The sequence below is a fragment of the Pseudomonas sp. ANT_H12B genome (genome assembly GCF_008369325.1).
In the GTDB taxonomy this organism is placed as follows: domain Bacteria; phylum Pseudomonadota; class Gammaproteobacteria; order Pseudomonadales; family Pseudomonadaceae; genus Aquipseudomonas.
Genome location: NZ_VOBI01000011.1, coordinates 1 through 20,524, shown reverse-complemented (window position 1 = coordinate 20,524; position 20,524 = coordinate 1). Strand labels below are relative to the sequence as shown.

At 61.3% G+C, this 20,524-nt stretch carries 26 protein-coding genes; 11 read left to right on the top strand and 15 right to left on the bottom strand.

Going from position 1 to position 20,524, the window contains the following annotated elements:
- The first annotated feature begins 97 nt into the window (after positions 1-97).
- From cobU to FQ185_RS17770, 8 genes are all read left to right on the top strand, one after another.
- On the top strand, positions 98-619 hold the full coding sequence (gene cobU / locus FQ185_RS17800) for a bifunctional adenosylcobinamide kinase/adenosylcobinamide-phosphate guanylyltransferase (RefSeq protein WP_149418551.1): 522 nt from the start codon (positions 98-100) through the stop codon (positions 617-619).
- A complete protein-coding gene (gene cobT, locus FQ185_RS17795; protein WP_149418550.1) occupies positions 616-1,671 on the top strand; it encodes a nicotinate-nucleotide--dimethylbenzimidazole phosphoribosyltransferase in 1,056 nt (351 codons plus the stop codon). Before cobU ends, cobT begins: the two co-directional genes overlap by 4 nt.
- Complete coding sequence (gene cobC / locus FQ185_RS17790; RefSeq protein ID WP_149418549.1) at positions 1,668-2,243, top strand: alpha-ribazole phosphatase family protein; 576 nt, start codon at positions 1,668-1,670, stop codon at positions 2,241-2,243. Before cobT ends, cobC begins: the two co-directional genes overlap by 4 nt.
- 2 nt (positions 2,244-2,245) lie before the next feature.
- Positions 2,246-2,974 carry an adenosylcobinamide-GDP ribazoletransferase gene (locus FQ185_RS17785; protein WP_149418548.1) on the top strand — a complete coding sequence of 243 codons (729 nt, stop codon included), beginning with the start codon at positions 2,246-2,248 and terminating at the stop codon, positions 2,972-2,974.
- A 206-nt stretch (positions 2,975-3,180) separates the two neighbouring features.
- Complete coding sequence (locus FQ185_RS17780) at positions 3,181-3,585, top strand: MarR family winged helix-turn-helix transcriptional regulator (RefSeq protein WP_149418547.1); 405 nt, start codon at positions 3,181-3,183, stop codon at positions 3,583-3,585.
- Between the two features lie 52 nt (positions 3,586-3,637).
- A complete protein-coding gene (locus FQ185_RS17775) occupies positions 3,638-4,846 on the top strand; it encodes an MFS transporter (protein ID WP_149418546.1) in 1,209 nt (402 codons plus the stop codon).
- The gene (locus FQ185_RS30660) at positions 4,843-4,965 is read left to right on the top strand and encodes a hypothetical protein (protein WP_256730432.1); all 123 of its coding nucleotides are present in this window, start codon (positions 4,843-4,845) and stop codon (positions 4,963-4,965) included. Before FQ185_RS17775 ends, FQ185_RS30660 begins: the two co-directional genes overlap by 4 nt.
- A 55-nt stretch (positions 4,966-5,020) precedes the next feature.
- Entirely contained in the window at positions 5,021-5,572 is a 552-nt protein-coding gene (locus FQ185_RS17770) for a glutathione peroxidase (protein ID WP_149418545.1), read from the top strand.
- A gap of 51 nt (positions 5,573-5,623) precedes the next feature.
- Here the strand turns inward: FQ185_RS17770 and FQ185_RS17765 are convergent, their stop codons facing one another.
- Genes FQ185_RS17765 through FQ185_RS17730 form a run of 8 tightly spaced genes read right to left on the bottom strand, consistent with a single transcriptional unit; the run spans position 5,624 to position 11,767 of the window.
- The gene (locus tag FQ185_RS17765) at positions 5,624-6,535 is read right to left on the bottom strand and encodes a metal ABC transporter solute-binding protein, Zn/Mn family (RefSeq protein ID WP_149418544.1); all 912 of its coding nucleotides are present in this window, start codon (positions 6,533-6,535) and stop codon (positions 5,624-5,626) included.
- Positions 6,536-7,435, bottom strand: coding sequence for a metal ABC transporter permease (locus FQ185_RS17760; protein ID WP_003226663.1), 900 nt, complete (start codon positions 7,433-7,435; stop codon positions 6,536-6,538). It lies immediately after the preceding gene.
- Positions 7,435-8,178 (bottom strand): metal ABC transporter ATP-binding protein, encoded by a 744-nt coding sequence (locus tag FQ185_RS17755; protein WP_149418543.1) that lies wholly within the window; start codon positions 8,176-8,178, stop codon positions 7,435-7,437. The genes FQ185_RS17760 and FQ185_RS17755 overlap by 1 nt, the downstream gene beginning before the upstream one ends.
- Positions 8,175-9,104 (bottom strand): metal ABC transporter substrate-binding protein, encoded by a 930-nt coding sequence (locus FQ185_RS17750; RefSeq protein ID WP_149418542.1) that lies wholly within the window; start codon positions 9,102-9,104, stop codon positions 8,175-8,177. The genes FQ185_RS17755 and FQ185_RS17750 overlap by 4 nt, the downstream gene beginning before the upstream one ends.
- A 35-nt stretch (positions 9,105-9,139) precedes the next feature.
- Positions 9,140-9,712, bottom strand: a complete 573-nt coding sequence (locus FQ185_RS17745) for a DUF6162 family protein (RefSeq protein ID WP_149418541.1) — start codon at positions 9,710-9,712, stop codon at positions 9,140-9,142.
- The gene (locus tag FQ185_RS17740) at positions 9,709-10,032 is read right to left on the bottom strand and encodes a hypothetical protein (RefSeq protein WP_149418540.1); all 324 of its coding nucleotides are present in this window, start codon (positions 10,030-10,032) and stop codon (positions 9,709-9,711) included. The genes FQ185_RS17745 and FQ185_RS17740 overlap by 4 nt, the downstream gene beginning before the upstream one ends.
- Positions 10,029-10,571 carry a thiamine pyrophosphate-binding protein gene (locus tag FQ185_RS17735; protein ID WP_149418539.1) on the bottom strand — a complete coding sequence of 181 codons (543 nt, stop codon included), beginning with the start codon at positions 10,569-10,571 and terminating at the stop codon, positions 10,029-10,031. The genes FQ185_RS17740 and FQ185_RS17735 overlap by 4 nt, the downstream gene beginning before the upstream one ends.
- The gene (locus tag FQ185_RS17730) at positions 10,568-11,767 is read right to left on the bottom strand and encodes a PepSY domain-containing protein (protein WP_149418538.1); all 1,200 of its coding nucleotides are present in this window, start codon (positions 11,765-11,767) and stop codon (positions 10,568-10,570) included. Before FQ185_RS17730 ends, FQ185_RS17735 begins: the two co-directional genes overlap by 4 nt.
- Positions 11,768-12,191: 424 nt before the next feature.
- Here FQ185_RS17730 and leuC point away from each other — a divergent pair, with 424 nt between their 5' ends.
- Complete coding sequence (gene leuC, locus FQ185_RS17720) at positions 12,192-13,613, top strand: 3-isopropylmalate dehydratase large subunit (RefSeq protein ID WP_149418537.1); 1,422 nt, start codon at positions 12,192-12,194, stop codon at positions 13,611-13,613.
- On the top strand, positions 13,610-14,224 hold the full coding sequence (gene leuD, locus FQ185_RS17715; protein ID WP_149418536.1) for a 3-isopropylmalate dehydratase small subunit: 615 nt from the start codon (positions 13,610-13,612) through the stop codon (positions 14,222-14,224). Before leuC ends, leuD begins: the two co-directional genes overlap by 4 nt.
- A gap of 124 nt (positions 14,225-14,348) precedes the next feature.
- Here the strand turns inward: leuD and FQ185_RS17710 are convergent, their stop codons facing one another.
- The 4 genes from FQ185_RS17710 to soxR all read right to left on the bottom strand — a co-directional run bounded on the left by FQ185_RS17710 (position 14,349) and on the right by soxR (position 17,573).
- Positions 14,349-15,299, bottom strand: coding sequence for a LysR substrate-binding domain-containing protein (locus tag FQ185_RS17710; RefSeq protein WP_149418535.1), 951 nt, complete (start codon positions 15,297-15,299; stop codon positions 14,349-14,351).
- An 18-nt stretch (positions 15,300-15,317) separates the two neighbouring features.
- On the bottom strand, positions 15,318-16,193 hold the full coding sequence (locus FQ185_RS17705) for an alpha/beta fold hydrolase (protein ID WP_149418534.1): 876 nt from the start codon (positions 16,191-16,193) through the stop codon (positions 15,318-15,320).
- 214 nt (positions 16,194-16,407) lie between these two features.
- Positions 16,408-16,866: a VOC family protein gene (locus tag FQ185_RS17700; RefSeq protein ID WP_149418533.1), complete on the bottom strand. Its 459-nt coding sequence runs from the start codon at positions 16,864-16,866 to the stop codon at positions 16,408-16,410.
- Positions 16,867-17,105: 239 nt separating this feature from the next.
- Positions 17,106-17,573, bottom strand: coding sequence for a redox-sensitive transcriptional activator SoxR (gene soxR / locus FQ185_RS17695; RefSeq protein ID WP_149418532.1), 468 nt, complete (start codon positions 17,571-17,573; stop codon positions 17,106-17,108).
- A 95-nt stretch (positions 17,574-17,668) separates the two neighbouring features.
- Between soxR and FQ185_RS17690 the strand changes: the two genes are divergently transcribed.
- Positions 17,669-18,034, top strand: a complete 366-nt coding sequence (locus FQ185_RS17690; RefSeq protein WP_149418531.1) for an antibiotic biosynthesis monooxygenase — start codon at positions 17,669-17,671, stop codon at positions 18,032-18,034.
- Positions 18,035-18,044: 10 nt separating this feature from the next.
- Here the strand turns inward: FQ185_RS17690 and FQ185_RS17685 are convergent, their stop codons facing one another.
- From FQ185_RS17685 to FQ185_RS17675, 3 genes are all read right to left on the bottom strand, one after another.
- A complete protein-coding gene (locus FQ185_RS17685) occupies positions 18,045-19,148 on the bottom strand; it encodes a sigma-54-dependent Fis family transcriptional regulator (protein ID WP_149418530.1) in 1,104 nt (367 codons plus the stop codon).
- A 20-nt stretch (positions 19,149-19,168) separates the two neighbouring features.
- Positions 19,169-20,356, bottom strand: a complete 1,188-nt coding sequence (locus FQ185_RS17680; protein WP_149418529.1) for an acyl-CoA dehydrogenase family protein — start codon at positions 20,354-20,356, stop codon at positions 19,169-19,171.
- Positions 20,357-20,433: 77 nt separating this feature from the next.
- Positions 20,434-20,524 (bottom strand): IS3 family transposase (locus tag FQ185_RS17675; protein WP_141234481.1); only part of this gene is annotated, 91 nt, incomplete at its 5' end.

Sequence of the window (20,524 nt, the reverse complement as noted above, 5' to 3'; positions counted from 1 at the left end):
AGCAGGCTCGCTCCCACAGTTGATCGCATTCCAATGTGGGAGCGGGATTGCTCGCGAAGACGGAAGTCGCCCCACCGCACAATTTAAGGAATGAACCATGCTGCAACTGATCCTCGGCGGCGCCCGCTCCGGCAAAAGTCGCCTGGCCGAAAAACTCGCCTCCGACAGTGGTCTGGCCGTGACCTACATCGCCACCAGCCAACCCCTCGACGGCGAAATGAGCGAACGGGTTGCCCATCACCGCGCCCGTCGTCCGGCCGAATGGGAGTTGGTCGAAGAGCCTCTGGAACTCGCTCGCGTCCTGCGCGAAGCCGCCAGCACCGATCGCTGCCTGCTGGTGGATTGCCTGACCTTGTGGCTGACCAATCTGCTGATGCTCGACAACCCCGAGCGTCTGAACGCCGAGCGTGATGCTTTGCTGGAGTGCCTGGCGTCGTTGCCGGGTGAAATCATTTTTGTCAGCAACGAGACCGGAATGGGTGTCGTGCCGCTGGGCGAATTGACTCGCCGCTATGTCGATGAAGCCGGTTGGCTGCATCAAGCGTTGGCCGAGCGCTGTCAGCGAGTCGTCCTGACCGTCGCCGGCCTGCCCCTGACTTTGAAAGGAACTGCGTTATGACTCAAACCTGGTGGCTGAACCCGTGCAAGCCGATCGATGCAGCAGCCGTCGAACAGGCCGAGGCGCGTCAACAGCAGCTGACCAAACCGGCCGGCTCTCTCGGTCGGCTGGAGTCGGTGGCGGTGCAATTGGCCGGGTTGCAGGGGCGGGTCAAGCCGACTCTGGATCAGCTGTGGATCGCGATTTTTGCCGGTGACCATGGCGTGGTCGCCGAAGGGGTGTCGGCGTTTCCCCAGAAAGTCACCGGGCAGATGTTGCACAACTTCGTCAGCGGGGGGGCGGCGATCAGTGTGTTGGCGCGACAGCTCGGGGCCTCCCTTGAAGTGGTCGACCTCGGCACCATCACGCCAACGCTGAATCTGCCGGGTGTACGCCACTTGAATGTCGGCCCGGGCACGGCGAATTTTGTCGAAGGTCCGGCCATGACTCGGGCCCAGGCTGAACGCGCCTTGCAGGCCGGCCGCGACAGTGTGCAACGCGCCATCGCGGCGGGCGCGCAGTTGTTCATCGGTGGTGAGATGGGCATCGGCAACACCACTGCGGCCAGTGCGTTAGCCTGTGCGTTGCTCGATTGCCCGGTGGTGCACCTGGTCGGACCGGGCACCGGGCTGAACGCGGCGGGTGTCAGTCATAAAGCCCAGGTCATCGAACGTGCGTTGGCGTTGCACAGCGCTCAGCGCGGTGATGCTTTGCAGACGATGTTCAACCTCGGCGGCTTTGAAATCGCCGCGCTGGTCGGCGCCTATCTGGCCTGTGCCCAGGAAGGCGTCGCGGTGTTGGTGGACGGCTTCATTTGCAGCGTCGCAGCGCTGGTGGCGGTGCGCTTGAATCCGGAGTGTCGCCAGTGGCTGTTGTTTGGTCATCGCGGTGCCGAGCCGGGTCATCGTCATGTGCTGGAAACCCTGAATGCCGAGCCGTTGCTGGACCTCGGGCTGCGCCTGGGCGAGGGCAGCGGGGCCGCATTGGCGGTGCCGTTGCTGCGTCTGGCCTGCGACCTTCACGGGCAGATGGCGACCTTCGCCGAAGCTGCGGTGGCGGATCGTCCGGCATGACCTTGCGTCTCGATCTATTGCGCCACGGCGAAACCGAACTCGGTGGTGGCTTGCGCGGCAGCCTCGACGACGCGCTGACCGACACCGGTTGGGCGCAGATGCGTGCGGCCGTGGTCGAGCAGGGGCCTTGGGATCGCTTGGTCAGTTCGCCGTTGCAACGTTGTGCACGGTTCGCTGAAGAACTCGGTGCGCAACTGGGTTTGCCGGTGCAATTGGATAAAGATCTGCAGGAGCTGCACTTTGGCGCCTGGGAAGGGCAGAGCGCTGCGGCGCTGATGCAAATCGATGCCCAGGCGCTGGGACTGTTCTGGGCTGATCCCTATTCATTTACCCCACCGCAAGGCGAGCAGGTGCTGGATTTTTCGACGCGGGTGCTGGCGGCGATTGAGCGTTTGCATAGCGCCTACGCGGGCGAGCGGGTGTTGCTGATCAGTCATGGCGGAGTCATGCGTTTGTTGCTGGCTCAGGCGCGGGGATTGCCCCGTGAGCAGTTGCTCAACGTTGAAGTCGGCCATGGTGCGTTGTTTTCGCTGTCGGTCGAATCCGGCGTCTTGTTAACGGAAGCGAGCTGAGCATGTTGCCGTTCTGGATCGCCCTGCAATTTTTGAGCAGTCTGCCGATTCGTCTGCCGGGCATGCCGGCACCTCAGGAGCTCGGGCGGTCGCTGCTGTTTTATCCGTTGGTCGGCCTGCTGTTCGGTGCGATCTTGTGGGCGCTGAACTGGGTTTTGCTGGGCACACCGTTGTTGCTTCACACGGCATTGCTGTTGACGGTTTGGGTATTGCTCAGTGGTGCGCTGCACCTGGACGGCCTGGCCGACAGCGCCGATGCGTGGCTCGGTGGGTTCGGCGACCGTGAGCGCACCCTGACCATCATGAAAGACCCGCGTAGCGGGCCGATCGCGGTCGTGACGCTGGTGCTGGTGTTGCTGCTCAAATTCGCCGCGATGCTGGCATTGATCGAGCAGCAGGCCGCTACCCTGATCATCGTTCCGTTGATCGGGCGCGCTGCGCTGTTGGGGTTGTTCATGACCACGCCTTATGTGCGTCCCGGTGGTTTGGGCCAGGCACTGGCCGATCATTTGCCGCGGTCGACGGGTAAGCACGTGTTGGCGGTCAGTGCGTTGGCCTGTGTTCTGATCGCTGGTTTCAGCGGTGTCTTGGCAGTGGTGCTGGCGGTGCTGGTTTTTGTCTGGTTGCGGCAGGTGATGCTGCGGCGATTGGGCGGGACGACGGGCGATACGGCGGGGGCGATGCTGGAATTGCTGGAGGTTGCGGTGTTGGTGGGGCTGGCGTTGGCCTGATGCTCATCTAGCGAATATGCTGGCCTCTTCGCGAGCAGGCTCGCTCCCACATTTTTGATCTCCAGTGGATATAGAATTTGTGTACGACGCCGATCCCTTGTGGGAGCGAGCCTGCTCGCGAAGGCGGCCTGCCAGACACCGTCCAGTCTCTGGTTAAAATTCCTCTGAAACTTGATTTAACACACTCGCGGGTATATACACGCACTATGCTCGACTCCCAATGTTTATGCATCAACCTGCGTCGCGCCGCTCGTGGCGTCAGCAGGCACTACGACGGCGCTCTCGACGGCTTCGGGATCAACGTTGCCCAGTATTCTCTGCTGTGCAATCTGCAGCGTCTGGATCAACCGAGTATTTCCACCCTCGCCGAGGCCATGGGCCTGGATCGCAGCACCCTGGGGCGTAATTTGCGGGTGCTGGAAGGTGAAGGCCTGGTGACGCTGGTCGAGGGCGCGGACATGCGCAACCGGATCGTGAAGCTCACCGAGGCCGGTGCTGAACGCCTGAAAGCTGCGTTGCCGGCCTGGGAAGCAGCGCAACAGCGGTTGACTGACCGTCTGGGCGCCGAGAAACGCGAAACATTGCTGAAACTGCTGGACGAACTGGCTTGATGCCAGTTTTTTCGATCTTAAGCGGGTATATACCCGCTACCGGAGAACAAGAATGACATCGATGTGGCGTACGTGCGGTTGGGTTCTGTTGGGGAGTGCGCTGATTCTGGCGTTGTCTCTGGGCGTGCGGCACGGCTTCGGGCTGTTTCTGGCGCCGATGAGCGCCGAGTTCGGCTGGGGGCGTCAAACATTCGCTTTCGCCATCGCCTTGCAAAACCTGATCTGGGGTCTGGCGCAGCCATTCACCGGCGCGCTGGCCGACCGCTTCGGTGCGGCGAAAGTGGTGGCGATCGGTGGTGTTTTGTACGCGTTGGGTCTGGCGTTCATGGGCCTGTCCGACTCGGCCGTGACCTTGTCCCTGAGCGCCGGTTTATTGATCGGCATCGGCCTGTCCGGTACTTCGTTTTCGGTGATCCTCGGCGTGGTCGGGCGCGCGGTGCCGCCGGAGAAACGCAGCATGGGCATGGGCATTGCCAGCGCCGCCGGTTCGTTCGGCCAGTTCGCCATGTTACCTGGCACGCTGGGGTTGATCGGCTGGCTCGGCTGGTCTGCAGCATTGCTGGTGCTGGGCCTGCTGGTGGCGCTGATCGTGCCGCTGGTGAGCATGCTCAAGGACAAACCGCTGCCGGTTCTTGGTCATGAGCAAACGCTTCGCGAAGCGCTGCACGAGGCTTGCTCCCATTCGGGGTTCTGGCTGCTGGCGTTCGGCTTTTTTGTCTGCGGTTTTCAAGTGGTGTTCATCGGCGTGCACCTGCCGGCTTATCTGGTGGACCAACATCTTCCGGCGACCGTCGGCACCACGGTGCTGGCGTTGATCGGGCTGTTCAATATCTTCGGTACTTACACTGCCGGTTGGCTCGGCGGGCGGATGTCCAAGCCACGTTTGCTCACCGGCCTGTATCTGCTGCGAGCGGTGGTGATCGGGCTGTTCCTGTGGGCGCCGGTCACGACGACCACGGCGTACCTGTTCGGCATGACGATGGGCTTCCTGTGGTTGTCGACCGTTCCCTTGACCAACGGCACCGTGGCGACCTTGTTCGGCGTGCGAAATCTGTCCATGCTGGGCGGGATTGTTTTTCTGTTTCACCAGCTCGGATCGTTCCTCGGCGGCTGGTTGGGCGGGGTGGTGTATGACCGAACCGGGAGCTATGACTTGATCTGGCAGGTAGCGATTCTCTTGAGTCTGTTGGCCGCCGCGCTGAACTGGCCGGTGCGTGAGCAGCCGGTGGCGCGTCTGCAAACAAGGTTGAGTGCGATATGAACAGTCTCTGGCCACGCCTCGCCATTTTTGCTGGCGGCGTCTTGCTGCTCGGCCTGGCGTGGTGGGGCTGGCATCAGGGCGGGCTGGCATTGATGCAGTTGGGCATGGGTGCTTGCTAGGAGGATGTGAGGGCGAGTAACTTCGTTTTTGACGACTTCTCAAGGATGCACCGACATGTTGATGCGTTGGCTTGCAATTCCCGCGTTACTGGCAGCGTTCAGCGGATGGGCTCAAGCGGCAGAGTGCCCGGCGCTTTTGCAAGGCTCGTTGCCCAAACTCCGTGCGAATGAATCCATCGACCTGTGCCAGCGCTTCGCCGGCAAGCCGCTGGTGGTGGTCAATACCGCGAGCTTCTGTGGCTTCGCCCCGCAGTTCAAAAGCCTTGAGGCGTTGAATCAGCGCTACAAGGATCAGGGGCTGGAGGTGATCGGCGTTCCGTCCAACGACTTCAAGCAGGAGTCCAAGGACGGCGCTGAGACCGCCAAGGTCTGCTATGTGAATTACGGCGTGACCTTCACCATGACCGACCCGCAGAAAGTCCGCGGTGACGACGCGACTCATTTGTTCAAAGTCCTCGCCAAGCAGAGCACCGCGCCGAAGTGGAACTTCTACAAGTATGTGGTCGATCGCAAGGGCAAGGTGATCGCCAATTTCTCCAGCCTGACCAAGCCTGACGATCCCGAGTTTATTGCAGCGGTGGAGAAAGCCCTGGCTTCGCAACCTTGATCAATGCCCGCTGAGCTGTAGGGCCAGCGGGCATTTTGTCGGGTTTTGAGTTTAGGCGGCTGGCCCGTCACTCAACCCCTTGATCACCAGATCCACATTGCCCTCCAGCTCGGTCACCGGGTCCGCGGCATCGATGCTCAACACCACCAGCCGGCTACCGGCCTCGGCAATCACCGCTTTTACCGCGTCCGACGGCTGTCGATGATGCAACACCACCGCCACGTCATTGTCCTTGAGCGTTGCGCCCAATTGTTTGAGCGCTTCGGGAGTCCACTCGGCATCCGGTCGCGCATCGAGACCGATCAGTTCCAGGTTGAGGCCGCCGATCAGGTAGCCAAAGTGATCACTGAGGCTCATCACGCTGAGGTTGTCGGCACTGGCCAGCCGCGCTTCGCTGTCCGCACTGAGCTTGAGCAAACGCTGTTTCAGCGTCGCCAGGTTGGCCTCGATCTTGGGCTTGGCCGCTGGCGCCAGGCGCACCAGGTCCGCGGCCATCACGTCCGCCATCCGCCCCATGTTGTTACTGGAAAACCACGGCTGGCTGTTCAACCCGTCGACCTTGTTGCCAGGCTGCACGGCAATGCCGGGCAGGGCCCCGTCCACCGGGCGCGCGGCATCGACTTCGACGATACGGATGTTGCTGCGCCGGGAGATCGGGTACAGCGGGTCATCCGCCCATAACGAGCGCAGGCCGATCACCGCATCGGCATCGGTCGCCAGTTTGGCCAGCGCCGGAGCGCCACGGCCAGTGAAGTAGGCGGTCTGACGGCTGCCGGGCAGGTTGGCTGGCGCCGCGCGCTCAAGGCTGATGTCGGTGCCCTTGAGCAAGACTTCGCCCAACCCGTATGTGATCGGCAAGGACGCCAGCACCCGCAGTGGTTTGGCGCTGTCAGCCGCAAAGGTGGTATTGACCAGCCCACACAGAGCAACGGCGAGGGTCAGTTGACGCAGAGAAAAAGACATTTATCCAAGGTTCCCTTTCAGGCTGGGGACGACGCCACGAGCGATGGCGGCCAGGGCGAAGGCGATACCGGCCACCAGAATGATCGCGGCGCCGGATGGGATAGGCAGGTCAAAGACAATCGGCGCAAGGATCCCGCATAGGGTGCTGACCGTGGCGATCAACACCGAACACCAGAAGAAGCCCTTCAGCGACTGACTCAACAAACGCGCCGCCGCCGCCGGAATCACCAGCAGCGCACCGACCAGAATCGCGCCGATGACCTTCACCGCGGCCACGGTGATCAGCGTCACCAGAATCACAAACAGATAATCCAGGGTCTTCACCGCGACACCGCGCACCGCCGCCAATTGCGGGTTGAAGCTGGCGAGCATGATGCGGTTGTACAACGGTAACGCCAGTGCCATGACCAGCGACCCGACGATGGCCAACACCAGCAGGTCATTGCCGTTGACCGTCAGCACCGAACCGAACAGGACGTTTTCGAGGATGTGCACGTTGATCTTGCCGGCCAGAATCAGCAGCAGGCTGGCGCCCAATGCCAGGGACACCGACAGAAACACACCGATCAACGTATCCGGCGCAAGACCCGTACGGTTACGCAGGTAGTTGAGCAGGATGCCGAACAGCAGGCAGTAACCGAACAGGCTGCCGTAAGGCCCCGTGTACGGTTCGCCGAGCAGGATGCCGATGGCCACGCCCGTCAGCGCCGCATGACCCACCGCTTCGGAGAAAAACGCGAAACGCTTGACCACCACCAACGTGCCCAAACCGCCCAGCACCGGCCCGATCAACAACCCGGCGAGCAGCGCGTTGACCACAAATCCATAGGCCAGCGCCTCGGGCAGATAACCCGACGATGCCCAGCCCTGGACCATCAAACGAAAGGCTTCGTAACTCATCAGACAGCGCTCCGTGGGTGGGTAGAGAACAGGGTCAGGAGGCGCTCCGGGGTCAGTCCCTGTTTCGGTGTGGCATCGAACAGCACCCGGCGATTGAGCCCGGTGACGCGGTCCGCCAGACGCCCGACTGCTTCCAGATCATGCTCGATCCACAGCACGGTGATCCCGCTCTGGCGCCAGTCGCCGAGCAGCCGCTCGAACACTTGAATGCCCGCTTCATCGAGGGCTGACATCGGTTCGTCGAGCACCAGCAATTGCGGCGCAGGAATCAGCCCCTGAGCCAGCAGCACCCGCTGGCGTTCACCTCCGGACAAGGCGCCCATGCGCCGCTTGCGTTTGTCCTGCATGCCGACCCGTTCCAGCGCCTCGCCGATCGCGGCCGCGTAATGTTTGCTCAAACCGAGGAACGCTGGACGGCGCTGACACATCGCGGCCATGAAATCGTCGACGGTCATGGGCAGGCCGCGGTCGAATTCCAGCGCCTGAGGCACATAACCGATGGTCCCGGGTGTGCCCGGCCATTGCAGGCTCAGGCGCCCCTGATGGGGCATCTGGCCGAGCAGGGTCTTGATCAGCGAACTCTTGCCGCCACCGTTCGGGCCGACCAACGCATGCACGCTGCCGGGCTGGACTTGAAAGGTCACGTTGTCGAGGATCGTCGTGCGGCCGAGGGTCAGGCTGACGTCGGCGAAATCCAAGGTCGGACCGGCACTTTTTAACGTCAGGGATTCTTGAGCAGTCATTTGCCAGACTCCTGAATCGCCCGGACCACGGTATTGAGGTTGCCGGTCATTTCCTTTTCGTACTTGTCGGCGGTGTATTCGCCATAGGAAATGTGCGACAGCGGGTACAGCTTCACCCCGGATTCGCGCTGGATGGTCTCGACGTAGGTGGACGGGAAATCCATCTCCGAGAAGATCACTTTCACGTCCAGTTCACGCAGTTGATCGATGGTCTTTTTCAGCTGGCTCGGGCTCGGTTCGATGCCGTGGGCCGGCTCGACCACGGCGGTCACTTCCAGGCCGAATTCGCGCAACAGGTAGTCATAAGCCGCATGCACCGTGGCGACTCGCAGTTCGGCATTGGGTGCCTGGGTCAGTTTCGCCAGGGCGTCGGCGCGCATCTGCCGCAGGCGTTTACCGTAAGCGCGGGCGTTCTGGGTGTAGGTCTTGGCGTTGGCCGGGTCAAGCTTGCCCAGTTCCCGGGCGATGTTGTTGACCTGAGCGATCGAGGCGCTGATCGACAGGAAGGTGTGTGGATTGACGACCTTGCCGGCGCCACGGGCAGCGGTGCCGGTGGCGGCCAGCAGCGGCACGTTTTCGTTGGCTTCGATCACCGGCACGTTCGGGGTTTCGCTGGCGGCAATCATGCGGTCGGCGAAGTCGTCATGACCTACGCCGTTGAGCACGACGACGTCGAGTCCGCTGATGCGTTTGATGTCTTCGGCCCGGGGCTCGTAGGCATGTGGATTGAAACCGGCCGGAATCAACGGCACCACTTCGGCCTTGTCGCCGACGATGTTGGCCACGTAGCTGTAATAAGGGTGCAGGGTGATGCCGATGCGAAGGCGCTTGGCGTCGTCGGCACTGGCCAGTGGTGTCAGCAAAGTAGCCAGCAGGCCGACCAGCAGCAGTCGCAAGAATGGACGGCGTTGAGATGAAATAGGCATGGGAAAGCGGTCTTCTCTCGGGTGAAGGCGAGGGTTCAGTGCCGGTGCTGGCGGGTCACGCCGGCATCGAATTGCGCGACGATCTGCTGCCAGCCGGCGCTTTCGAGCGCGGCGTCAGTGAGGTCTGTCGGGGCTGTAAGGGCTTTGCCACGGTTGAGCCAGACGTCCGGTGCATCGTCGTCAGCGGTCAAGCGCATCAGAAACGAACCCGCCACGGTTGGCGTCTGGCTCTGACCGAAGTAGGCTTTGGCCTCAAGCAACTGCCAGGCATGGCCGCCGCGACTGACGGAACTGGCGTCCTGGGCGAACGGTGCAAAGCCTTCGTCGGCGAGGGCTGCAGGGGCGGGTAGCGCCTGCTGTTCCTGACGCAGCAGATGAATCTCGTCGAGCGTTACCCGCAGGTCGGCGTAGATGCCTTGCTCGGATGCGCTGAGATCGCGGCGCGCATCCAGCTGGTGGCTGTTCACGCTGCTCACTTCCTGGGGCTCGCCACGCCAGGCAACCACGGAGCCTGCAACCGCCAGGATCATCAGGCACAACAGCAGCACATAGAGGGTTTCATGACCGGCACCGGCCGGGCGGACAACTTGCGTGGTTGGGCTGGTCATGGGGCCTGGATGTCCGCTTGGTCGATCTCGACGACGTGGCCGGGGCCGGCGTCGAATAGCACGTAAAATTCCGCGCCGGGTTTCTTGAAGGTCAGAGTCGAATCGGCACCGAGCTTGCCCGGCACCAGAATGGTTTCGTCGTAGCCGATCACGTCGAGGGTCACCCCCGGCGCGCCGCTGCCGTCGGAGAACCCGCCGGTACACTGGATTTGTTCGGCGTCGATGGACTTGCATTCGCACATCGGGTTGTGGGCCAGGGCGCTGGCGCTGAAACTGGCGCAGAGCATCAGCAGCACGACGCTCAGAGGGCGAAAAGTCATGGTTTGCCTCCTTGTTTGTTCAGCCACTCGACGGTGGCGGGGGATGCCCGGTTCAGCGGGATGGATGCCTGATGCATGGCGCCGTCCCAGCCTTCCATGGTGATCCACAGTTCGGCGTCGGCTTTGGTTTTTTCCGGGATCGGCAGCATGGCGCCCATGCGGTACGGCGTGCCGAAGAAAATCACACCGGCGGCGCGCAGGCTGCGCGGTTTACCGATGCGCAGGTAAGTCGCCTTGACCTGATCGCGGCAGCTGTCGCACAGCGCGGCGTTGAAGTTTTTCATGTGGCCGGCCGGGCCATCGAGCCTCGGTGCTTCGTTACGCAACTCGGCCAGACGCAGGCTCCAGGGCCCGACCTGGACTTCGCCGATTTCCCGCTCACCCAAACCGGTATCACCGCGAAACAGCGCAGCGTCCGCGAAGTACTTGGGCATGAAACCCAGCGGCACCAGCAACAGCAGCACGTTGATATGGAAGCGCCATTTGTGCCAGAAACGGCTCAGTTTCGAACCCGGCTTTTGCGCAGCGAACAGGCTCATTGGCTGACCTCCGTGGTTTCACGGCGGGTGGCCGGAACAGTCTCATTGCGTAGGCGTTTATGGCGGCGCTTGAGGGCATTGGCCGTAGCCAGGGCGGTGCGCTTGGTCCAGATCAACAGGCCGCTGAGCACCATCATGCTCAGGATCAGGCCGAAGAAGAACCAGATCAGCTTGATCCAGATACCGCCGAAGTCACCGGTGTGCAGCGGACGCATGGACTCGGTCACCAGCTCCAGGCCGGAACGGTCCGACAGCAGGCGGGTGGCGGCGATGTCACCGTTATAGGGGTTGATGTCGGCGGTCTGGAACATCAGCGGATACCAACTGCGACCGCCCACCGTGAGGTAGCTGTAGGCATTGGCGGGCATGCTGACAAAACTGTCGTCCAGGCCGGGAATGCGTTCCTTGGCCTCCTGAATCGCGGCCTCGAGGCTGATCATCGGTGCTGGCGAGCCATCGGCGCTCACTGGCACGCTTTCGCGTGGGACCACCAGCGCCACCGGCGCAGTGGAAATCGATACCTGGTTATCGAACATGAATGCCTGAATCAGGAACCAGGTGCTGGTGATGGAAATCACTGCGATGAACCAGATCGACCAGATGCCGCTGAGCCGGTGAAAGTCGCCCCAGAAAATCCGTGCGCCATGACGAATGCGCAGGGTCGGTCGGAAGAAGCCTTTCCAGAACCGCTTGTAGACCACCAGCCCGGTCACCAGGGACGCCAGCAACGGCAGACTGAGGAACGACACCAGGTACCAGCCCCAGCTGTAACCGTTGGTGAACGGCACCAGCCACCAGCCATGCAGTGCGCGGGTAAACGCCTTGAAATTGAATTGCGGGGCAGTGCCCTGAATCACGCCGCTGTACGGGTTGACGTAAACCGTTACCGAGCGACCGTCCGGGTAACTGACGTCCACGTCGAGGGCGAAGTGCGATTCATCAGGACGACTGATGCCCTCGACCAGGGTGTTCGGCTCGGCTTTTTTGATCGCAGCGACGATCTGGTCATAGTTGAGCAGCGGCGCATCGTCCGAGGGTTGGCTGGCGCGCATTTGCGGATTGGCCACCCAGACGATTTCCTGGCTGACCACCGCCAAGGTGCCGGTCACGCAGACGATCAGCACGAAAAACCAGATCGGCAAGGCCAGCCAGCTGTGGACCAGAAACCAGAGTTTTGAACGGGATTTATTCGACATGATTAAAGGTCTTGTTTCGATGAGAAGGCCTCTGCTGCGGGCTTCGCAGCGATGAGGTCCATGAAAGGCCCGGCCGTGGCTTTTGCCTACGCGGCGGACTGCATCTATATAAGACGGATGAGCATCCGAAATCCCGAAGGGGGATATGAAAGAAAATGTTTCGCGTTCCGCGAGCGCATACCCTGTGGGAGCGAGCCTGCTCGCGAAGGCGTCATTTCAGTCGCCATCAGCGTTGACTGACACACCGCTTTCGCGAGCAGGCTCGCTCCCACAGGGGTTCTGCATTCTCATTTGATTGCGGGGGGATGCCGATCCAACACGAAACATGGTTCACGGGATCACTGTCAGGCCATTGATGGGCTCGGGCGACTCCCTAAGATGGAGCGCAGACGCCTGTCACCCGCGAGCCTGAGCGAGTACTTCCATGACTCCAGCAAGAACCCTCTACGACAAACACATCGATTCCCACACGGTGTGTCGCCTCGATGACCAGGGCCATGTCCTGCTGTACATCGATCGCCAGGTCATCAACGAATACACCAGCCCTCAGGCCTTCAGCGGTCTGCGCGAGGCAAAACGCGGTGTCTGGCGTGCCGAAACCGCGTTGGCGGTGGTCGATCACGTCAACCCGACGGCGCCTGTACGGATCGCTGCCATGCCGGACTCCGGTGGTGCGCGGCAGGTGTCGTACCTGGCGGAAAACTGCCGGGATTTCGGCATCGAGCTGCTCGACATCCTCGACAAGCGCCAGGGCATCGAACACGTGATCGCCCCGGAGCAGGGCTTCATCCTGCCGGGCATGGTGATTGCCGCCGGCGACAGCCACACCACCACGTACGGTGCTCTCGGTGCGTTCGGTTTCGGCATTGGTACATCGGAAATCGAACACCTGCTGGCGTCCCAGACGTTGGTCTACAAGCGCTTGAAAAGTATGCGCGTGACAGTGGACGGAGCATTGGCGCCGGGGCTGACGTCCAAGGATGTGATCATGGCGTTGATCGGCCAGATCGGCGCGTCGGGGGCCACTGGCTACGCCATTGAGTTTTGCGGTTCGACCATTGATGCCCTGAGCGTCGAAGCGCGCATGACCATCTGCAACATGGCGGTAGAGGCCGGCGCGCGCGGCGCGTTCATGGCGCCGGACGAAAAAGTCTTCACCTACCTCAAGGACAAGCCCCGTGCGCCAAAAGGCCCGTCGTGGGAGCGCGCCGTCGAAAAATGGCGTGCCCTGCATAGCGATACTGGCGCGCAATTCGATCGTGAAGTAAACCTCGACGCCAGTGCCCTGGAGCCGATGGTCACCTGGGGCACCAGCCCGGATCAGGCGTCCCCGATCGGCGCTCGCGTGCCTGACCCACAAGACGTCAGCAATCTTATTCTGCGTCAGGACATGCGCCGCGCCTTGAATTACATGGGGCTGGAAGTCGGGATGCCGCTAAGCGACATCGTCATCAGCCACGCCTTCATCGGTTCCTGCACCAACGCTCGCATCGAAGACCTGCGCGATGCCGCCAGCGTGGTGCGCGGCAGACGTGTCGCCGAGCATGTGCGAGCGATGATCGTGCCCGGTTCCACCGACGTCCGTAATCAGGCCGAAGCCGAAGGCCTGGCGGCGATCTTTATTGATGCCGGGTTCGAGTGGCGCCAGTCCGGCTGCTCGATGTGCCTGGCCATGAACGACGACGTGCTGGCGCCGGGCGACCGTTGCGCTTCCAGCACCAACCGCAATTTCGAAGGCCGTCAGGGCGCGGGTGCCCGCACCCACTTGATGAGCCCTGCCATGGTCGCGGCCGCCGCGATCACCGGTCATTTGACCGACATCCGCCACTTTGGAGACCGCGCATGAGCCTGCAACCCTTCACCCAGGTCAGCGGCAAGGCCGCCCCGATGCTCGCGGCCAATATCGATACCGACGTGATCATGCCCAAGCAGTTTCTCAAGGGTATCGACCGCGCGGGGCTGGATCGTGGCTTGTTTTTCGATCTGCGGTTTTTACCGGATGGTTCACTCAACCCCGGGTTCGTCCTGAACCAACCGGCGTGGCAAGGGGCGAGCTTCATGGTGGTCGGGCCGAATTTTGGTTGCGGATCGAGTCGCGAACATGCGGTCTGGGGCTTGAAACAGATGGGGATTCGGGCGTTGATCGGCAGCAGTTTTGCCGGGATTTTTTATGACAATTGCCAGCGCAACGGGGTGCTGCTGATTACCCTCGAAGAACCGGTGTTGCAGCGACTGGGGCAAGTTGTCAGTCAGTCGGACAGCGCGCAGATCAGCGTTGATCTCGAAACGCAGGAGATTCGTCTTCAGGATGGTCAGGTCATCCCGTTCGAGATCGATACCTTGCGCAAGACTTCATTAATGCTAGGCCTCGATGCGATTGGCAGCACCTTGCAGCGCAGCGAACAGATCAAAGCCTTCGAGCGCGAGCACCTGACAGCCAACCCCTGGCTGAGCTAAACGCAGAACCAATGTGCGAGCGAGCCTGCTCGCGAAGGCACCATAACATTCAACATCAATGTTGACTGTGCGGACGCTTTCGCGAGCAGGCTCGCTCCCACAGGTTGCATTGCATAGGCTTCTACTAAACCGACAATTCCTTGAAGTGCTCCTGCAAAAACTCCACACACGCGCGCAACTTCCCGGAATACGCCAACCGCGTCGGGTAGACCGCCCAGACGTTTGCGCTCTGGGTGTACTCAGGCAGCAACTGCACCAACCGTCCCTGTTCCAGCAGCGGTTTCACATCCCACAGTGAACGCAGCAACACCCCGCGCCCATCCAGTCCCCACTGCAAGACAATCTCCCCGCTATTGGACGACAACGGCCCGCTGACCCGCACGCTGTCCTGAACCCCGTCGCGCTCCAGGTTCCAGACGCCGAACGCGTTGTCCCGCTCCTTGAGCACCAGGCAGTCGTGCTGCTCCAGATCGCTCAACAATTCAGGCGTACCGCGACCTTGCAGATAGGCCGGCGCCGCGCAGAGTATCCGCCGATTCGTCACCAGTCGCCGACTGATGTGCTGGCCGGGAATGTCATCGCCGACACGGATCTCCAGATCGAAGCCTTCGCTGACGATGTCCACCACCCGATCGAACAGGTCCAGGCGAATCTCCAGGTCCGGATAACGCTCGGCCAACAACGACAAGGCCGGGGCCACATGGATACGGCCGAAACCGAAGCTGGTGCATAAATGCAGACGCCCGCGAGGGCTGTCGTGGGCGTCGGAGAGTTCATCGTGCAGTTGCTGGAAATCATCGAGAATTCGCAGGGCCCAGCGTTGTACCCGCTCGCCGTCTTCGGTCAGGACGATGCGGCGACTGGTGCGGTGCAGCAGGCGAGTGCCGAGGGTGGCTTCGAGAATCTGGATGCGCTTGCTGACGTAGGCGGGCGACAGGCCCAGTTCATCGGCCGCCGCGGCGAAACCGCTTTTGCGGATCACGGTAAGGAGTACACGCAGGTCTTCGGGTAGGGGCACGGTGTCTTTCTTGGTGGTCATGACAGAACGAGCACTGGCGGCATGAGCCGCCAGCATAGCAGTCAGGTACAGCGATTAGCGCAGGAAACCCAGCACTTCGGCGAGCAGCAGTTCGGGGGCTTCTTCGGCGATGTAATGGCCGGCGGGCAGCGCCTTGCCACGAACGTCGGTGGCGACGTGTTGCCATTCCTTGAGCGGCTCGAAGCAACGCCCGACGGTGCCTTCGGCGCCCCACAAAACCAGTAATGGCAGGTTCAGATGACGGCCGGCTGCGATGTCGGTGCGGTCATGATCCAGATCCGTGCTGGCGCTGGCGCGATAGTCCTCGCAGATCCCGCGTGCTGTGCCCGGCAGTTTCAGACAGCGCAGGTATTCGCCGAAGGCTTCAGCCGTGAACGGTTTGAGCCCGGCGCTGCGACTGCCCATCACGCTGCGCAGATAGGACTCGGGGTCGGTTTCGATCAGGGTCTCTGGCAACGGCGCCGGGCGGATCAGGAAAAACCAGTGCCAGTAAGCGCGGGCAAAGGCTTCGTTGGTTTGCGCATACATCGACAGGGTGGGCGCGATGTCGAGCAGCACCATACGCTGCACGGCATCAGGATGATCGAGGGCCAGGCGATGGGCAACGCGGGCGCCACGGTCATGGGCCAGCACCGAGAACCGGTCAAAACCCAGGGCCTTCATCAACTCCACACCGTCCCGGGCCATCTCGCGTTTGGAATAGTTCGTGTGATGATCGTTGGCCGGCGGTTTACCGCTGTCGCCGTAACCGCGCAGGTCGGCGGCGATTACGGTGAAATGTTCGGCCAGTTGTTCGGCGACCTTGTGCCAGATGACGTGGGTCTGCGGGTGACCGTGCAGCAACAACAGGCCCGGCCCGCTGCCGCCGATGCGGTAGGCAATCTCTACACCGTTGACGTGACGCTGGTCTTTGAGGAATCCGGCGAACATGGGGGTGACTCCTTGCAATAGATGCCGCCATCCTGAAATCCCCGGGTGCTTACGGCAAGGTGCAAAGCGTGGTGCGCTTGTTCATGAAGTGTGTAGGGCCGTGATCGTTCCCACGCTCTGCGTGGGAATGCAGCCCGGGACGCTCCGCGTCCCAAAGGGGACGCAGAGCGTCCATTGAGGCATTCCCCCACGGAGCGTGGGAACGATCATTGGGTCAACCCTGCTTGAACATCTCCTTCGCCCGCTGTTCGATCTGTTCCTGAGTCAGATCCTCTTTGCGCGTGGCCAGAAACCACAGATGCCCATAGGGATCTTTCAACGTCCCGGAGCGGTCGCCATAAAACTGATCCTTGACCTCGGACACTACCGTGCCACCCGCCGCAATCGCCTGTTTATAAGACGCGTCCACATCGTTCACATACAGATGCAGGCCTACGGATGGCGACGTCTGCGGATTGCTCAGTGGCCCCTGATCGCACGGCGTACCGAGCATGATCGGGCAGTCGCCGATGCGCAATTCAGCGTGGCCGATGCCGCCATCGGGCATGGCCAGGCGCATGACTTCGGTAGCGCCAAAGGCTTTCTTGTAGAACTCGATCGCTTCGGCAGCTTTTTGAATGCCCAGATAAGGGGTGATGCTGTGATAACCCTCTGGAATGGGTTTGACGCTCATGATGGATTCTCCCTGTTCTTGTCGTAAGTAAGAGGTTCCTTCGCCGTTTTCCGACCGGATAACTATAGGTCAGCCCCTTTGCGGCAACCGAGTGCCCGACGAGCAGCAGCGCCACTGTTCCGCCATCAATCGCGCGGCAACAGCGTGTTCGTGATCATCACCGTGAGGTTTTGCAGGGTTCTAATGTTTGGTTGACCTTGAGGACGCCATCGCGTGGATTGCCCGCGATAGCCGCACCGTTATTTCAGCTCGGCCCTGGATTCAAGAAGCTGCGCCCCGGGCCCCTGTTCCCCCAGCACATCGCCAAAGTTGCGCAACGGGCACGCCTCCATCGACAGACACCCACAGCCAATGCAGCCATTGAGTTTGTCCCGCAGCAACGTCAGCTGATTGATTCGCTCATCCAGATCCCGGCTCCATTGTGCCGACAATACCTTCCAGTCTGCCGCCGTCGGCGCACGATTATCCGGCAGGGATTTCAACGCCTCACCAATCTCCGCCAACGGAATCCCCAACCGCTGGGCGACCTTGATCAACGCCACCCGCCGCAACACTTCCCGTGGATAACGCCGCTGATTGCCCTGATTGCGATTGCTTTTGATCAATCCCTTGGATTCATAGAAGTGCAGCGCCGTGACCGCCACCCCGCTGCGCGCCGCCACTTGGCCGACGGTGAGTTCCTTGTGCAGATTTTCCGAGGTAATCATTTAAAAAAAGCCTCTTGACCTCTAGTTAACTTGAGGTTTTACCCTGCAGGCCTTCGGATCGCAAGATCCGTCTTACACGTGAGTGGGGACTATTCATGCAAGCGCCAGAGAAAAATCGCAGCTTCACCCAACTGATCGAATTCGAGATCGAGCCCCATCAACAGCCTGCACTGGTGTCGGCATTATCAAAGCAGACCGAACGGCTGGCCCAAGGCTACAGCGGGTTTCTGAGCGCGAGCATCCAGGCCAGCGATGATGGCCGGCGGGTGCTCAATTATCTGCAGTGGCAATCCCGCGAGGCCGGGGAAGCCGCGTTTCAAAGCTTTGAAAGCGGCGAGCAGGATTTCTGGCAGCTAATCCGCGCCCATCAGGCGAAAACCGTGACCTTCGGCTCGTTCCAGGTGCTGCACAGTCTGGAACGCAGCCATGACGACGCGCTGCACTGCAATCTGGTGCATTAAGGACAAGCGCCTAAATCGACAACTGCATCAAGCGCTCCCCCTGAACGTTTTCCGTGGGCCGACGCTTGTTCACTGCCAGTTCGCCGATCTTGATCAGTCGCGTGCGGGTCACGTTGCGGCTCAATCCCAGCAGGGCGGCGGTATGTACCTGGTTGTAATGGCTGAAGCGATAAGCCGCTAGCAGCAAAGCGTCTTCGACTTTCTCGTGCAGCGCGCCGGCCTGTTCCTCGAAGAGCTTCTGAAAGGCCCGATCGAGCAGGGCTTGCGCTGAATCGTCGACGTCGTTGTGGTGATCGTCCTGACGCTCTATACGCATGTTCGACAGGCGCAGGTCGTCGCGCTCGATCACGCCGTTACGGCAGATCAGCAGGGTGTGGTGAATGACGTTTTCCAGTTCGCGGATGTTGCCCGGCCAACTGTAACTGCGCAGTTTCGTTTCGGCCTCTTTGCTGATGGTAATGGTGCCGTAGCCGAGACGCTGGCTGTAGGTTTCGACGAAATGCCGGGTCAGCGGCAGGATATCGCCCGAGCGATCGCGCAATGGGCTCAGTTCCAGGCTGACCACGTCGAGGCGGTAGTACAGATCCTCGCGGAAATGTCTGGCGTTAATGGCTTTTTCCAGTTGCACATTGGTCGCGGCCAGCACGCGCACGTCGATGGGAATGCTCTTGCGCGAACCCAGTCGCACCACTTCGCGCTCCTGCAACACCCGCAACAACTTGACCTGAATCGCCATCGGCAAATCGCCGATTTCATCGAGGAACAACGTGCCGCCGTCGGCCTCTTCAAACCAGCCGGCCTTGGCGCTCAGCGCCCCGGTGAAGGCACCTTTTTCATGGCCGAACAGCTCGGCCTCCACCAGGGATTCGGAGAACGCACCGCAGTTCACCGCCACGAACGGTCGATTGCGCCGGGCGCTGAGGTTGTGGATATGCCGCGCCACCAGCTCCTTGCCGGTGCCGGTTTCGCCGATGATCAGCACGCTGGCTTCACTCGGCGCGACTTGTTGAATATGTGCAAGCAAGGCCTGGGATTTCGGGTCTTCGAGCACTTGCGCGGTGGCGCGGATGGAAGTGGCCAGAGCGGGCGAGGGCGGTAAGGTCAGCAGCTGCATGGGCAGGCTCCATGAGAAGGCTATGAATAAAAAGTCGGAATCGGCAGGGACTGGTTCAACGCCCAGTCACCCAGTTCATGGAGTTTGTAATCCAACGAGTCGTGCAGGGTTTGCGTGCGCAGGTTGCGCCAGTGTCGGTCCAGTCGCAGCGAGGCGTGGGTCGAACGCGCGCCGGTGACCTCGAACAACCGGCTACACAGTTCCAGGCCATTGCGGGTGGCGGCGATCTTGGCCGTGGCAATGGCTATGGCGAGATGTCCGCGTTCTTCGGCGCTGAGGTTCGGGCCTTTGGCCCAGGCCTTGTCGAGTAAAGCGGCGGCACGATCCACCAGCAGTCGAACACTTTCCAGAGCGACCCAGAATTCGCCGTAGTGGCCGAGTACATAAGGATCCTGCCGCACATCCTCGGCACTGGATTTGTGCCACGGGCGCGTTTCGGTGAGGGTGTATTGACGCGCTTCTTCGAAGGCGCCTTCGGCGATGCCGAGGAACATGTGCGTGAACGTGAGCTGGGCGATCAGTGGGCGCAGGCAAGCGAATGGCGTACTCAGCGGGCCTGGATCGAGCAGCAGTTCCGACTCTTCGACCCGCACCCGTTCGAAGGTGGCACTGCCGCTGTCGGTCTGGCGCTGGCCCATGTTGTTCCAGTCGTTGTGCAGCGTGATGCCGCTGCGACCGCTGGGAATCGCGGCGATCAACAGCTTGCCGCCAGCGCTTTCATCCACCGCCGAGGCGATCAGCATCTCGGAATCGCTGGCGCCGGAGCAGAAGCTTTTCTTACCGGAAAACTCACGCCAGCCACCGAGATTTTTCACCACCGTGCGGGTGTCCAGCGGGTTGAGGGCGTTGCCCCAGAACCAATTCTTGCGCGCCGTCTGTTCGTACCATGGCTGCCACTGCTCGGGCCGGGCGAACAAGCGCACGGTGGCGAGCATCAAGTGATGGAAACCCAAGACATGGGCAATCGAGCTGTCGACTTTGGCGAACTCGCGCACGATGCTCAGGGTGTCACTCCAGTTGGCGCCGAGGCCGCCATACTGGGTGGGAATGCTTAACGCGAGCAGACCGCTGTGGCGCAGCGCATCACGTTCGACCTTGGGCGTGCCACCGCGCTCGTCTCGCTCGACGGCGGTCAGGGCAAACTCGGCGGCCAATCGGCGGGCGGTCTGCAAGGGAGATATCAGGGCACTTTGCGGCTTGGCTGTCACGCGAGGTTCCTTCTTTCTGGCGTCTGATCGTTCCCACGCAGAGTGAACTGACCCCACAAAGTTGGACGTTTACCCATCTATGCCTGAGCGGCCTGAGTTCTGTATTCAACAGGACTCAGGCCGTTTAGCTTCAGTCTGATACGCGAGTGATTGTAATACTGGATGTAC